At 69.3% G+C, this 14,179-nt stretch carries 14 protein-coding genes; 7 read left to right on the top strand and 7 right to left on the bottom strand.

Annotation, left to right across the window (positions count from 1 at the left end; all coding sequences use genetic code 11):
* The first annotated feature begins 114 nt into the window (after positions 1-114).
* The 3 genes from H7A72_RS06595 (at position 115) to aat (ending at position 2,317) form a co-directional block, all read left to right on the top strand.
* Complete coding sequence (locus H7A72_RS06595) at positions 115-495, top strand: iron-sulfur cluster assembly accessory protein (RefSeq protein ID WP_185222049.1); 381 nt, start codon at positions 115-117, stop codon at positions 493-495.
* 71 nt (positions 496-566) lie between these two features.
* Positions 567-1,556 carry a carbohydrate kinase family protein gene (locus H7A72_RS06600; protein ID WP_084450482.1) on the top strand — a complete coding sequence of 330 codons (990 nt, stop codon included), beginning with the start codon at positions 567-569 and terminating at the stop codon, positions 1,554-1,556.
* A 17-nt stretch (positions 1,557-1,573) separates the two neighbouring features.
* On the top strand, positions 1,574-2,317 hold the full coding sequence (gene aat, locus H7A72_RS06605; RefSeq protein WP_084450481.1) for a leucyl/phenylalanyl-tRNA--protein transferase: 744 nt from the start codon (positions 1,574-1,576) through the stop codon (positions 2,315-2,317).
* 1 nt (position 2,318) lies between these two features.
* On the opposite strand, the gene H7A72_RS06610 is transcribed toward aat, so the two are convergent.
* Positions 2,319-3,512 (bottom strand): cysteine desulfurase family protein, encoded by a 1,194-nt coding sequence (locus tag H7A72_RS06610; RefSeq protein ID WP_223277812.1) that lies wholly within the window; start codon positions 3,510-3,512, stop codon positions 2,319-2,321.
* 160 nt (positions 3,513-3,672) lie between these two features.
* On the opposite strand from H7A72_RS06610, the gene coxB reads away from it, so the two are divergent.
* The 4 genes from coxB (at position 3,673) to H7A72_RS06630 (ending at position 8,012) form a co-directional block, all read left to right on the top strand.
* Entirely contained in the window at positions 3,673-4,521 is an 849-nt protein-coding gene (coxB, locus tag H7A72_RS06615) for a cytochrome c oxidase subunit II (protein ID WP_223277892.1), read from the top strand.
* Complete coding sequence (ctaD, locus tag H7A72_RS06620; RefSeq protein WP_185222051.1) at positions 4,521-6,284, top strand: cytochrome c oxidase subunit I; 1,764 nt, start codon at positions 4,521-4,523, stop codon at positions 6,282-6,284. Before coxB ends, ctaD begins: the two co-directional genes overlap by 1 nt.
* Positions 6,281-6,682 carry a cytochrome c oxidase subunit 4 gene (locus tag H7A72_RS06625; RefSeq protein ID WP_084450479.1) on the top strand — a complete coding sequence of 134 codons (402 nt, stop codon included), beginning with the start codon at positions 6,281-6,283 and terminating at the stop codon, positions 6,680-6,682. Before ctaD ends, H7A72_RS06625 begins: the two co-directional genes overlap by 4 nt.
* 121 nt (positions 6,683-6,803) lie before the next feature.
* The gene (locus H7A72_RS06630; RefSeq protein ID WP_223277813.1) at positions 6,804-8,012 is read left to right on the top strand and encodes an Ig-like domain-containing protein; all 1,209 of its coding nucleotides are present in this window, start codon (positions 6,804-6,806) and stop codon (positions 8,010-8,012) included.
* A gap of 22 nt (positions 8,013-8,034) precedes the next feature.
* Here the strand turns inward: H7A72_RS06630 and H7A72_RS06635 are convergent, their stop codons facing one another.
* The 6 genes from H7A72_RS06635 to H7A72_RS06660 all read right to left on the bottom strand — a co-directional run bounded on the left by H7A72_RS06635 (position 8,035) and on the right by H7A72_RS06660 (position 14,112).
* On the bottom strand, positions 8,035-8,415 hold the full coding sequence (locus H7A72_RS06635; RefSeq protein WP_084450478.1) for a metallopeptidase family protein: 381 nt from the start codon (positions 8,413-8,415) through the stop codon (positions 8,035-8,037).
* 2 nt (positions 8,416-8,417) lie between these two features.
* Positions 8,418-9,683 (bottom strand): multidrug effflux MFS transporter, encoded by a 1,266-nt coding sequence (locus H7A72_RS06640; RefSeq protein ID WP_185222052.1) that lies wholly within the window; start codon positions 9,681-9,683, stop codon positions 8,418-8,420.
* A gap of 116 nt (positions 9,684-9,799) precedes the next feature.
* Complete coding sequence (locus H7A72_RS06645; RefSeq protein ID WP_084450476.1) at positions 9,800-11,503, bottom strand: ubiquinol-cytochrome c reductase cytochrome b subunit; 1,704 nt, start codon at positions 11,501-11,503, stop codon at positions 9,800-9,802.
* Positions 11,504-11,505: 2 nt separating this feature from the next.
* Entirely contained in the window at positions 11,506-12,627 is a 1,122-nt protein-coding gene (locus tag H7A72_RS06650) for a ubiquinol-cytochrome c reductase iron-sulfur subunit (protein WP_084450475.1), read from the bottom strand.
* A 40-nt stretch (positions 12,628-12,667) separates the two neighbouring features.
* A complete protein-coding gene (locus H7A72_RS06655; RefSeq protein WP_084450474.1) occupies positions 12,668-13,450 on the bottom strand; it encodes a c-type cytochrome in 783 nt (260 codons plus the stop codon).
* 56 nt (positions 13,451-13,506) lie between these two features.
* Positions 13,507-14,112, bottom strand: a complete 606-nt coding sequence (locus H7A72_RS06660) for a heme-copper oxidase subunit III (RefSeq protein WP_185222309.1) — start codon at positions 14,110-14,112, stop codon at positions 13,507-13,509.
* Between the last annotated feature and the right edge of the window lie 67 nt (positions 14,113-14,179).

Genomic DNA, 14,179 nt, shown 5'->3' on the forward strand with positions numbered 1-14,179 from the left:
CCCTTCGCCCCTGACGTATGGTGGACGTGCGGGAACAACCAGCCCACCAGCCGTGTTGACCCCGTCGTGGCGGACCCCGTCACCCATCGAGACCCCGAGCCGTGAGGACATCGCATGAGCGTCCAGGACACCCAGGCCACCACCCCCCAGACCACCGACGCCGCCGAGAGCCACGGCGTCATCCTCACCGACGTCGCCGCCGGCAAGGTCAAGTCGCTGCTCGAGCAGGAGGGTCGCGACGACCTGCGCCTGCGCATCGGCGTCCAGCCGGGTGGTTGCTCCGGTCTGATCTACCAGCTCTACTTCGACGAGCGCGCCCTCGACGGTGACCTCGTGCGCGACTTCGGCGGTGTCGAGGTCGTCGTCGACCGGATGAGCGCCCCCTACCTCGGTGGCGCGACCATCGACTTCGCCGACACGATCGAAAAGCAGGGCTTCACGATCGACAACCCCAACGCCGGCTCCTCCTGCGCCTGCGGCGACAGCTTCAGCTGACCGACGCTCTCGCGACGCACAGGGCCTTCCCGCCGGACCGGCGGGGAGGCCCTTCGTCGTAGGGTGGCCGGGTGCCCATCGCCATCGCCGGATCCATCGCCACCGACCACCTGATGACCTTCTCGGGTCGCTTCGCCGACTCGCTGGTCGTCGACCAGCTCGACAAGATCTCGGTCAGCTTCCTCGCGCACAAGCTCGAGATCCGCCGCGGCGGGGTCGCCGCCAACATCTGCTTCGGCATGGCCAACCTCGGCCAGCGGCCGGTGCTCGTCGGCGCGGTCGGTGAGGACTTCGCCGACTACCGCAGCTGGCTCGAGCGCCACGGTGTCGACTGCGACTCGGTCCACGTCTCCGAGACCCAGCACACCGCGCGCTTCGTCTGCACGACCGACGACGACATGGCGCAGATCGCGACCTTCTACGCCGGGGCGATGTCCGAGGCCCGCGAGATCGAGCTCGCGCCCATCGCCGCCCGGGTCGGCGCGCTCGACCTCGTCCTCGTGGGCGCCGACGACCCCGAGGCGATGCGCCGCCACACCGCCGAGTGCCGTACCCGCGGCATCCCCTTCGTCGCCGACCCCAGCCAGCAGCTGGCCTTCGGCGACGGCGAGCTGATCCGCGACCTCATCGACGGCGCCGAGTACCTCATCACCAACGAGTACGAGTCGCACCTCACCGAGCGCAAGACCGGGTGGAGCGACGAGGAGATCACCTCCCGCGTCGGCTACCGCGTGACGACCCTGGGCAAGGACGGCGTGCGCATCACCGGGCGCGGCCTCGACGAGCCGATCGTCGTCGCGGCCGCGCGCGAGGTGACCAAGGCCGACCCGACGGGCGTCGGCGACGCCTTCCGCGCCGGCTTCCTCACCGGGGTCTCCGAGGGTCTGCCCCTGCGGGAGTCGGCCGAGCTCGGCTCGATGCTCGCGACCTATGTCATCGAGACCGTCGGCACCCAGGAGTACGAGATCGGCACCGGCCGCTTCCTCGAGCGCCTGGCCGAGGCCTACGGGCAGGAGAGCGCCGACCTCATCGCCGGGCACATCACCTGCCCGCGCCCCTGACGCGACCCGTCGCGCCGATGAGCCCCGCCCCTTTCCCGCCGATCGAGCCGCCGGGCTCCTCGGCCCTGTGGGAGGGGTACCTGCGCGCCGGGCTGCAGGCTGCCGAGACCGCCCCCGGTGACGTGGGTGAGGTCGTCGGCGTCGGCGGTCGGCTCGACCCGGCGTCCCTCCTCGCCGCCTACCGTCACGGGATCTTCCCCATGGGTCTGGGCGAAGGGGGGACCCCGCCGATGGGGTGGTGGTGCCCCCGGTGGCGCGGCGTGCTCGAGCCCGGCACCGTCCACGTGAGCCGGTCGCTGCGCCGCTCGCTGCGCCGGTTCACCGTGACCGTCGACGAGGACTTCGCCGGTGTGCTCGCCGCCTGCGCCGACCCGGACCGGGACGGCTTCTGGATCACCGACGCGATCCGCAGCGCCTACACCGAGCTGCACGCCCTCGGGTGGGCGCACAGCGTCGAGGTGCGCGACGACGACGGGGCGCTCGTCGGTGGCCTCTACGGCGTGGCGATCGGCGGACTCTTCGCGGGGGAGTCGATGTTCCACCACGTCACCGATGCCTCCAAGGCGGCGCTCGTCGGGCTCGACCGGCTCGTCGGCGCCGACGGGGACCCCCGCCGGATCATCGACGTCCAGTGGCGCACGCCCCACCTCGGCACGCTCGGGGTCGTCGAGGTCCACCGCCGCGAGTACCTCACGCGGCTCGAGCACGCCCTGCAGGCGCCGGCGCTCGACCTCGCGGCGATGGTCCGGGGCAGCATCTGAGTCACAGGTCGGTGATGCCGAGTCGCGCGCGGCAGTCGGCCACGACCTCGGGCAGGGCGGCGCAGAGCCGCTCGACGGCCGCCTCGCGGGCGGGGGAGACCGCAGCGAGCGGGAGGGTGATGCGCACATTGCCCTGGGTCAGGGCACCCATCGCCGCGAGGACGTGGCTCGGCTCGAGCGTGTCGGCCGTGCACGCGGAGCCGGAGGCCACCGACAGGTCGCGCCGGGCCAGCTCGTCGACGATCGTCTCGCCGGCGACGTAGAGGACGCTGAAGGTGCACACGTGCGGCAGCCGGTCGTCGGGGTCGCCGACGACGTCGACCTGGGGGATCGCCCCGGCCACCTCCCGGATGCGGGCGACGAGGTGACGCGCCGACGCCTCCTCGGCCGGCCGGGCGGCAGCGGTCTGCTGCCAGGCCTCGGCGGCCGCGAGGGCCGTGGGGACGTGGACCGGGTCGAGCGCGAGGCCGCCCTCGTGGGGGCTCGGGGGGTGGTGCGGGGCCACCCGGGTGCCGGTGCGCACGACGAGCACGCCGAGGCGTGGGCCGCCCCACGAGGTCGCGTCGCCGACGAGCACGTCGAAGTCGCTCGGCACGTCGTCGCGGCCCAGACTCGCCCGGGCGTCGACGAGCAGCGGAACACCGTGCTCGAGGGTCACAGCGCGGGCCGCGGCCAGCGGTTGCCGGGTGCCGACCTCCTGGTTTGCGGACTGGAGGACGGCGAAGGGGGTGTCCTGGGTGACCGCCGCGCTCCAGTCGTCGAGGTCGACCGAGCCGGTCGGTCCGACAGGGACCTCGGTGGGCGGTGGCTCGCCGGCGCGCAGCCAGCGCAGGAGTGCGGAGTGCTCCACGGCGGAGGTGACCGGGGGAGCGGTGAACCGTCTGCGACCGCGTGCCAGTGCCGCCAGCGCCGCGCGCGCCGCCTGGTCGCCGCTCGCGTGGAGCGTGACCTCGTCAGGACGCACCCCGAGACCCTCGGCGAGGACCGCGCGCGCCCGGTCGAGCAGGGCACGGCTACGACGGCCTGCGGAGTGGCGGGACGTGCTGTCCGCCCACGCGAGGTCATGTGCCGCGAGGAGGGTTTGGAGGGCCTCGGGGAGGAGCGGTCCGGGGACCCCGTCGAGCAGCCCGCCGACCCCCGTCGGGGGAGTCGGGTCAGCGGGGTCCTGCTGGACCGAATCTCCCTCTCGCGCCACGCGATGAGACTAGTGCCCCCCTTCGACTATCGGGCTGGTGTCCTGCGGTAACGTGATCCACGTCTTCTGAAAACTTCGGACCAGTAGTAGGTGCCCCTTGCCTGTGTCTTCGAGCCCCTCCCGGCGTACACGCCGCGGAATCGGTGCCATCGGACTCGTCATTGCCGTCGTGGCCCTGTCCGCGTGCAGCGCGGTCGGTGTCAACACCGACCCCAAGAACGGTTACCTCCCTGAGGGGATCACCGAGGAGGCCGCGCTCGTCGAGAACCTCTGGATCTGGGCCTGGGTCGCGGCACTCGCCGTCGGCGTCCTCGTCTGGGGCCTGATCCTGTGGTGCATGGCCGCCTACCGTCGCCGCAAGGACGACGACGGCTCGCTGCCGGTCCAGCTGCAGTACAACGTCCCGCTGGAGATCCTCTACACCGTGGTCCCCATGCTGATGGTGGGTGCGCTCTTCTACTACACCCAGGACGCCACGACCAAGCTGCAGGACGTCTCCCAGGAGCCCGACACCACGATCAACATCGCGGCCAAGCAGTGGAGCTGGGACTTCAACTACGTCGACGACGACGTCCACGAGGCCGGCCAGATGGCCGAGCTCGACGGCAAGGAGGGCGCTGAAGAAAAGCTGCCGACCCTCTACCTGCCGGTCGGTGAGCGCGTCGAGTTCGTCCTGACCTCCCGCGACGTCATCCACTCCTTCTGGGTGCCCGCCTTCCTCGAGAAGATGGACGTCAACCCGGGCATGGTCAACCGCTTCCAGGTCACCCCCAACCAGACCGGGACCTTCCAGGGCAAGTGCGCCGAGCTGTGCGGCGCCTACCACTCGCAGATGCTCTTCAACGTCAAGGTCGTCGAGCGCGACGAGTACGACGCCCACATGCAGGAGCTCGAGGACAAGGGCCAGACCGGTCTGCTCGACAACGGCCTCAACCGCGAGGAGATCCTCGAGCGCGACCGCGACCTGCTGCCCGAGGACGACGCCGCCCGCACCTCCGAGGAGAACTGATGTCAACCGCATCCGGCGCACTCGCCAGGAACACCTCGGAGACCGAGCTCTCCGAGCGCACCATCGCCCGCCGTGAAAAGGCCGGATCCCAGTTCTTCCGGCACATCACGACGACCGACCACAAGGTCATCGGCAACCTCTACATGATCACGAGCTTCATCTGGTTCCTCCTCGGAGGCCTCATGGCGCTCGTCATCCGGCTCGAGCTGTGGGCCCCCGGCCTGCAGGTGGTGGACAACCCCGAGCAGTTCAACGAGATGTTCACCATGCACGGCACGATCATGCTGCTGCTGTTCGCGACGCCCGCCTTCGCCGGCTTCGCCAACGCGCTCATGCCGCTGCAGATCGGTGCCCCTGACGTCGCCTTCCCGCGACTGAACATGTTCGCCTACTGGCTCTACCTCTTCGGCGGCCTCATCGCCGGTGCGGGCCTGTTCACCCCCGGTGGCGCGGCCTCCTTCGGCTGGACCGCCTACACCCCGCTGTCCGACCCGACCTACAGCCCCGGCGTCGGTGGCGACCTGTGGGTCTGGGGTCTGGCCCTCAGCGGCTTCGGCACGATCCTCGGTGGCGTCAACTTCATCACCACGATCATCTGCATGCGCGCGCCCGGCATGACGATGTTCCGGATGCCGATCTTCACCTGGACCGTCCTGATCACCTCGATCCTGATCCTCATGGCCTTCCCGGTCCTCGCGGCGGCCCTCATCGGCCTCGGCGTCGACCGTGCCTGGGGCGGTCAGATCTTCGCTGCGGAGAGCGGTGGAGCACTGCTCTGGCAGCACCTCTTCTGGTTCTTCGGCCACCCCGAGGTCTACGTCCTGGCGCTGCCCTTCTTCGGCGTCGCCTCCGAGATCCTGCCGGTCTTCTCCCGCAAGCCGATCTTCGGCTACAAGACGCTCGTCTTCGCGACGATCGCCATCGCGGCGCTGTCCGTCTCGGTCTGGGCCCACCACATGTACGGCACTGGTCAGATCTTCCTGCCCTTCTTCGCGATCATGACGATGGCGATCTCGGTGCCGACCGGTGTGAAGTTCTTCAACTGGATCGGCACGATGTGGGGCGGCAAGCTCGTCTTCGACACGCCGATGATCTGGACGATCGGCTTCCTCGTGACCTTCCTCTTCGGTGGTCTGACCGGTGTGATCATGGCCAGCCCGGCGCTGGACTTCCAGATCACCGACACCTACTTCATCGTGGCGCACTTCCACTACGTGCTCTTCGGCACGATCGTCTTCTCCTTCTTCGCCGGCATGTACTTCTGGTGGCCCAAGTTCACCGGCAAGATGCTCGACGAGGGCCTGGGCAAGATCCACTTCTGGCTGCTGTTCATCGGCTTCCACATGACCTTCCTCATCCAGCACTGGCTGGGCGTCCAGGGCATGCCTCGCCGCTACGCCGACTACATGCCCGAGGACCGCTTCCAGCTGGCCAACCAGATCTCCACGGTCGGCTCGCTGATCCTCGCGGTGAGCTTCCTGCCCTTCTTCTACAACGTCTGGAAGACGCAGACGACGGGCAAGCTCGTCGAGGTCGACGACCCGTGGGGATACGGCAACAGCCTCGAGTGGGCGACCTCCTGCCCGCCGCCGCGGCACAACTTCACGTCGATCCCGCCGATCCGCTCGGAGCGGCCGACCTTCGACATGAACCACCCCGAGTACGCCCCGGCCGCGATCCGCTCGCGCGTCCAGCAGAGTGCGGCGGCCGTGACGTCGGCGACCTCCACGACCTCCACGACCGACGGTGAGGGCACCCGATGAAGTCCGAGATCCAGCTCTTCGCCGTCGTCGGCGCCTTCTTCGCCGTCGTGGCCGTCGGCTACGGCATCGTCACCGACTGGGTCGAGCCGGTCGGCTGGGTGACGCTCTTCCTCTCCGCGGGCCTGGGCTTCATGATCGCCTTCTTCCTGTGGAACACCGCCCGCAAGCTGCCCTTCCGTCCCGATGACGACGAGGACGGCGAGATCGAGCAGGCCGAGGGCCCCTACGGGACCTTCGCGCCCTACTCGTGGTGGCCGCTGTGGCTCTCCCTCGCCGGCTCCCTGGTCTTCCTCGGTGTCGCGGTCGGCCTGTGGGTCTCGGCCTTCGGTGCGCTCGTCGGCGTCTGGGCCCTGTGCGGCTGGGTCTTCGAGTACTACAAGGGTGAGCACGCCCACTGACGGGGCGTACACTCGGCCGAAGGGGCCACGGACATCGGTCCGGGGCCCCTTCAGCACGTCCGGGGTCGGGTGACCGGCACCGGGCCGATACCCGCGTCATGCACTGGGGGTGCACCGTCTCGTGAGTCGAATCATCCGACCGCTGCGCATCTGCGCACTCACTCTCATCGCCCTTCTCGCCCTCGCCGCCTGCGCCGGGGGAGACGCGGCCACGCCGTCGGCGAGTGATGGTCGGAGCAGCTCGTCGAGCTCGACGACCCGTGACCTGCCCCCCGCCGAGGTCAAGGTCAACCCCGGCCAAGGCGCCAAGGGCGTCATGCCCGACGACGAGATCAGCGTGCAGGTCATGCGCGGCACGCTCGACGAGGTGCGGGTGAGCGCACCGGGCGAGGCGAGTGTCGAAGGCGAGGTCCAGGGGCAGACCTGGACGTCGAGCTCGCGGATGAAGCCCGGCACGACCTACACGGTGGCGGTGACCGCCGAGGGCCCCGAGGGTGGCACCTCCACGCAGAAGTCGACCTTCACCACGCACGAGCCGGAGGTCACGGCGACCTACGGCATCGTCTATGACGGTCAGACGGTCGGTGTGGCCATGCCGGTGAGCATCCAGTTCGACTCCGAGGTCACCGAGGCCTCCTACCGCAAGGCCATCGAGGAGGCGGTGTCGGTGAAGACGACCCCGCAGGTCGAGGGCTCGTGGGGGTGGCTCGACAACCGACAGCTGATGTGGCGCCCCAAGGACTTCTGGGCCCCCGGAACCAAGGTCACCGTCGACGCGCCGCTCACCGGATTCCAGACGGGCAAGGACAAGTGGGTTGCCGAGGACCACTCCGGCACGATGACCATCGGTCGTGAGCAGATGGCCAAGGTCGACATCGCCAACCACCGGATGACGGTCAGCCGGGGCGGCCAGCAGGTCAAGTCCTTCCCGGTGAGCAGCGGCAAGCCGGGCAAGGACACCGAGACGCGCTCGGGGATGAAGGTCGTCATCAACAAGCAGCGCGAGATGACGATGGACTCCTCGACCATCGGGATCGACAAGGGCGAGCCGGGCTACTACAAGGTCGACACCGCCTTCAACGTCCGGGTGACCTGGACCGGCGAGTTCGTCCACTCCGCCCCGTGGTCGGTCGGCTCCCAGGGCAGCTCCAACGTCTCCCACGGGTGCGTCAACATGGCCCCGGGCAATGCCGAGTGGTTCTACGACAACTCGCTGCCCGGTGACCCCGTCGACTTCACCGGCTCGAGTCGTGAGTTCCTGCCCACCGAGGGCATCGGGGTGTGGCAGTACTCCTACGCCCAGTGGCAGGAGCAGAGCGCCACGGCCTGACCTCGCGGCAGGTGAGCGAGGCTCAACCCCAGCCGAGCTCGTGCAGGCGCTGCTCGTCGATGCCGACGTGGTGTCCGGCCTCGTGGACGATGGTGACGGCGATCTCCTCGCGCAGGTCGTCGAGGTCATCGCACATCCTGGTCAGGGGCCCGCGGAAGAGCACGATGCGGTCCGGCAGGGAGCCGGCCCAGCCACCGTCGCGCTCGGTGAGCGGGGTGCCGAGGTAGATGCCGAGCAGCTCGGCGTTGTCCTCGTCGGACAGCCCCGGGTCGGCGTGCTCCGGGCCCGGCTCGTCCTCGACGAAGAAGGCCACGTTGTCGAGCAGGTCCAGCAGCTGGGGCGGGACCTCGTCGAGCGCGTCGCGCACGGCCAGCTCGAAGTCGTGCTCGCTGATCTCGACCATGGTCAGGTCACCTCCGGTGTGGGTGGGATGACGGGCTGGGCACGCACCGGGCGACTGTGCCGGCGGTGCACGTGGAAGAGCACGATCCCCAGGCAGAGCAGGCCCAGGCTCGTCAGCGCCAGGCTCAGCAGCGAGGACGCGGCGACGGGGACGACGAGCCCGGTGAGCGTGGCATTGAGCATCAGCATGAGGAAGGTCGAGACCGAGGCGGCCGTGCCCCGGGCGTGCGGCACGGCGTCGAGCAGGGCGAGCTGGTAGACCGGCATCGAGATGCCGGTGCCGAAGGCGATGGCCGTCGGGCCGACGACGGCCCAGGGGAGTGCGGCGGTGGCGGGGACGGCGGCGAGGGCCACGCCGGCCACGGCACCGGTCAGGGCCACGGTCTGACCGCCGACGATGAGCCGGTCCCCGCTGACCCGCTCCGCGAGCCGCCCGTTGGTGAAGGAGCCGAGCACCATGCCGACGACCATCGGCACGAAGAAGACCCAGAAGTCCTGCGGTCCCTGGCCGAGCAGCGTGACGACGAAGATCGGCGCGGCACCGATGTAGAGGAACTGCCCGGCGAAGGAGAAGGCCGAGGCAGCGGACAGGACCTGGAAGTGCCGCATGCGCGCCACGTCGACGACACCCGAGACGATCGACCGCACGTCGAGCGGAGTGCGTCGCTCACGCGGGTGGCTCTCGGGGAGCAGCACGAGCACCGACAGCGCGATCACCGTGCCGAAGAGGCTGAGGAACCAGAAGACGAGGGGCCAGGGCCCGAGGAGGAGCAGCCAGCCCCCGACGATCGGCGCCAGGGCCGGACCGATGCCGAAGATCATCGCGATGGTGCTCATCAGCCGTTGGGCCCGTGCCCCCTCGAAGAGATCGCGCACGACGGTGCGCGAGACGATCGTGCCGGCTCCGGCGGACATGCCCTGCAGGACCCGGAAGCCCAGCAGGACCGGCAGGGACGGCGCCAGGGCACACCCGATCGACGCGAGGGCGTAGACGGCGGCACCGGTGACCATGACGGGCTTGCGTCCGACGGCGTCGCTCAGCGGTCCGTGGAAGAGGCTCATCACGGCGAAGGCGCCGAGGTAGGCGCTGACGACGAGCTGCATCGACGCCTCGGAGACGTCGAGGTCGGCGCCCATCTCCTGGAAGGCGGGGAAGGGGGTGTCGATGGAGAAGGGACCGAACATGCCCAGGAGCGCCAGCAGGACGGTCGTCACGGCGAGCGGGGCGGGGCGCGGGTGTCGGGCACCGGCGGCGGGTCGGGTGAGCATCTCCGGGCCATCCTCGCACCGGGGGGATCCTCCCTTCGTCCCGGGTCACGGTGCGGGAACGACGAAGGGCCCCGGAGGGATGATCCTCCGGGGCCCTTCGTCGTCGCTGACCGAGGTCAGTGCGTGGAGACCTTGTCTCCCGACTCGATGGCCTCGTGGCCGTGGTCGTGGTGCGCGGCCTCGAGCTCGGCGGGCGTGACCGGCTGGACCGCACCGCCGAAGTAGAAGTCGTGCAGCTTGGCGCGCAGCTTGCGCTTGCGGGCACCCTTCTTGTCGACGCCGTTGGCGTCGGTGGCCGACTCCAGCTCGAGCGGGACCGGCGCCTCGTGCTGGACGAGGGTCCACCGGGTGTACTCGTCGAGGGGCTCGTGCACCTCGTGGAAGTCACCGCCGGCACCGCGCTGGATGCGCCCGGTCTCGCGTCCGTGGAGGACGAGGTCACGGTCGTGCCGCTGCAGGCTCAGGCAGATCCGGCGGGTCGCCCAGAAGGCGATGACCGGCCCCACGAAGGTGAGCACACGCAGGATCTGGGTGATGTCGTTGATCGACATCCCGAACTTGATCGCGATGATGTCGTTGCTCGCGGCGAACATCAGCACGCCGTAGAGCGTCAGCGCGGCCATGCCGAAGGCGGTGCGGGTCGGGGCATTGCGCGGGCGGTCGAGCAGGTGGTGCTCGCGCTTGTCACCGGTGATCCAGGCCTCGATGAAGGGGTAGGCGATCATGCCGCCGTAGAAGGCGGGGATGACCAGCAGGGCACCGACGATGACCGGCCAGGCCCACGTGAAGCCGAAGGTCTCGAACTCCATGCCGCCCGGCAGCAGACGCAGCGCGCCGTCGGGGAAGCCCATGTACCAGTCCGGCTGGGCGCCGGCCGTGGTGGCGTTGGGCTCGTAGGGGCCGTGGACCCACACGGCGTTGATCTGGACCAGCGCCGAGATCAGGGCGATGCCACCGAAGACGATGAAGAAGAAGCCACCGGCCTTGGCCGCGTAGACCGGCATGACCGGGAAACCGACGACGTTGTCGTTGGTCTTGCCGGGGCCGGGGTACTGCGTGTGCTTCTGCAGCGCGACCAGGACGATGTGCACCGTGAAGAGTGCGATGAGCAGCGCCGGCAGCAGCAGGATGTGCACGGAGTACAGGCGCGGGATGATGTCGTCACCGGGGAAGGTGCCACCGAAGAGGGCGTAGCTCAGGTAGCTGCCGATGACCGGCGCCGCGACCATGAAGCCCTGGGCGGCGCGAAGTCCGGTGCCCGAGAGCAGGTCGTCGGGGAGGGAGTAGCCGGCGAAGCCCTCGACGAGCGCGAGGAGGGACAGGACGCAGCCGATGACCCAGTTGAGCTCACGGGGCTTGCGGAAGGCGCCGGTGAAGAACACGCGCAGCATGTGCACCGACAGGGCGACGATGAACAGCAGCGCCGACCAGTGGTGGATCTGGCGGATCAGCAGGCCGCCCTTGACGTCGAAGGAGATGTCGAGGGTCGACGCGTAGGCGCGGGACATGCCGACACCCTTGAGCGGCGCGTAGCTGCCCTCGTAGGTGGTGTGCGCCATCGACGGGTCGAACCAGAAGGTCAGGAAGACCCCGGTCAGCATGCACACGATCATCGAGTACATGGCGATCTCGCCGAGCATGAAGGACCAGTGGTCGGGGAAGACCTTCTTCATGAGGTAGCCGATGCCCTTGGCGGCACCGGTGCGGTCGTCGATCCAGCCGGCGACGCCGCCGACCTTCTTCACCCCGGGAGAGTAGGAGGGCCCTGCCGGTGCGTCACCGGTGCGCAGGCCGTCTGCGGGACGGGCATTGGCGGTCACGATCAACCACGCTCCCAGAAGCTCGGGCCGACCGGCTCTTGGAAGGGCTGGTCAGCGATGAGGTAACCCTCGCTGTCGACGGTGATCTTCAGCTGCGGCAGGGGGCGCCCGGCGGGACCGAAGATCACCTCGCAGTCGTTGGTCACGTCGAAGGTGGACTGGTGACAGGGGCAGAGCAGGTGGTGCGTCGTCTGCTCGTAGAGGCCGACCGGGCAGCCGACGTGGGTGCACACCTTGGAGTAGGCGACGATGCCCTGGTAGCCCCACTCGCGGGCCTTGCGGCCCTTGTCGGTGTCCTGGAAGTCCTCGGGGTTCAGGCGCATGAGCAGGACGGAGGCCTTGCTCATCTCGTCGAGGAAGTCGGGACGCTCGAGCAGGCCCTCGGGCTGGATGTGGAAGACCGATCCGATGGTGACGTCGCCCGGCTTGATCGGGGTGTCCTCGGGGTCCCTGTGCAGGCGCCGCTTCTTCGGCGTGTAGGTGCCGTCCTCGCCCTTCTCGCCGTTCCAGAAGGTGACCGAGAGGTCGTTCTTGGGCAGCGGGCCGAGCGAGCCGACGAGCTGGACGACGAGGGGGAGCGCGAAGAGGCCCATGGCCCCGGCGAAGGTCGCCTTGAGCAGCGGACGACGCGTCAGCTGCGAGGACTCGGCGCCGTCGAGCATCGTGTCGACGAAGGCCTGACGGTCGGCCTCCGCGGAGCGCATCGGGTGACGCATCTCGACGACCTCGGTGTCGGGCATGAGCGTCTTGGCCCAGTGGACCGCGCCGAGGCCGATGCCGAGGAGGGAGAAGGCCAGTCCGAGGCCGAGGAGCAGGTTGGCCAGGCTCATCTCGTTGGTGAAGGGCACCCACACGGTGTCGTCGACGTCGACGATGAAGTACGAGACGACGAAGAGCAGCGTGCCGAGGATCGACAGCGTGAAGAGCGCAGCCACCTGACGCTCGGCCCGCTTGGCCGCCTTGTCGTCACGGTCGGCGTTGCGCAGCACGTGGGGCGGCAGCCCGGGGTTGCTGAACCGCTCCGGGATACCACCGGAGCCCTGCACGTGGCCCTGGTCGAGGCGCGCCGGCTCGGAGCCGGAGGGCTCCTGCGGCGTTGCCCCTGTCGGGGTGTGCTCACTCATCTGTTGTCGGTCCTGTCTGTGTGGCGAGTTGTCAGGTCTGTCAGGCGGACTTCTGGCCGAGCCAGACGGCGAAGCCCACGAGGAGCCCCAAGCCGATGGTCCAGGCGAAGAGGCCCTCGGGCACCGGGCCGAGGCTGCCGAGCGGGTTGCCGCCGGGGTTGCCGGCCTCCTGCTGCGCCTCGATGTAGGCGATGACGTCGCGCTTGCCCTCGGGGGAGATGTTGGTGTCGTTGAAGACCGGCATGCTCTGCGGGCCGGTCACCATGGCCTCGTAGATGTGCTTGCCGGAGACGTCGCTGACCTTGGGGGCGTCCTTGCCGCGGGTGAGGGCGCCACCGGCGCCGGCGCTGTTGTGGCACATGGCGCAGTTGACGCGGAAGATCTGGCCACCCTTGCCCGGGTCGCCCTTCGAGCCGTCGGTGTACTCCGCGTCGGGCACGGACGGGCCGGCGCCGAGGGTGGAGACGTAGGCGGCGATGTCCGAAATCTCCTCGTCGGTGAACTTCACCTTGATGTTGGAGGGGGCCTGCACGCCGGGGGCGGCCATCGGCATGCGGCCGGTGCCCATCTGGAAGTCGACCGACGCCGCACCGACACCGGCGAGGCTCGGGCCGGCGTCCTTGATGCCCAGGCCGTTGGCGCCGTGGCAGGTCGCGCAGTTGGCCACGAAGAGCTTCTTGCCGTTGGCGACGCTGTCGGAGCTGGTGACCGTGGCCTCGGTCTGCTGGGGGGCGACGGCGGCATAGGCCGTGCCGGTGACGAAGAGGCCGAGCATGATCAGCAGGGCGATCGCCGCGGGGTGACGGCGAGAGAGGGTGGGCATGGAGGGTCCGCTCCTCTGGGAACGACGGGTACGGGGCAGGGGGAGGCGCACGTCGATCACGCGCCGAGGAGGTAGATGGCGGCGAAGAGGGCGATCCACACGACGTCGACGAAGTGCCAGTAGTAGGACGTGACGACCGCACCGGTCTGCTGCGCGTGGCTGTAGGTGCGCGTCGTGTAGGTCCGCCCGATGATCAGCAGGAAGGCGATGAGGCCACCGGTGACGTGGATGCCGTGCAGGCCCGTCGTCAGGTAGAAGATCGAGGACCAGGAGTCGGTCGAGATCGTCACGCCCTCGGAGACGAGGGTGGCGTACTCGAGGACCTGACCGGAGACGAAGACCGCACCGAAGATGTAGGTGAGGACATACCACTCACGCATGCCCCAGCCGGCGATGTTGAGCAGCGACCCGGTCCGCGACTTCTGCCCGTGCTCCGCCTTGAGGACACCGAGCTGGCACCACACCGACGAGATCACGAGGATCAGGGTGTTGGCGGCCGCGAAGGGCACGTTGAGCAGCTCGATGTTGTGCTCCCACAGGTCCGGACGCAGCGACCGGACCGTGAAGAAGATCGCGAAGAGCGCGGCGAAGAACATCAGCTCGCTGGACAGCCAGACGATGGTGCCGACGGACACCATGTTGGGGCGGCTGACCGGACCCATCGCGGGGTCGGCGGCGGTGTGCCCGGACACGTTTGAAGGCAGGGAGGTTGCAGTGGCCACGGGCCCA

This window comes from Janibacter sp. YB324, assembly GCF_014217915.1.
GTDB lineage: Bacteria > Actinomycetota > Actinomycetes > Actinomycetales > Dermatophilaceae > Janibacter > Janibacter indicus.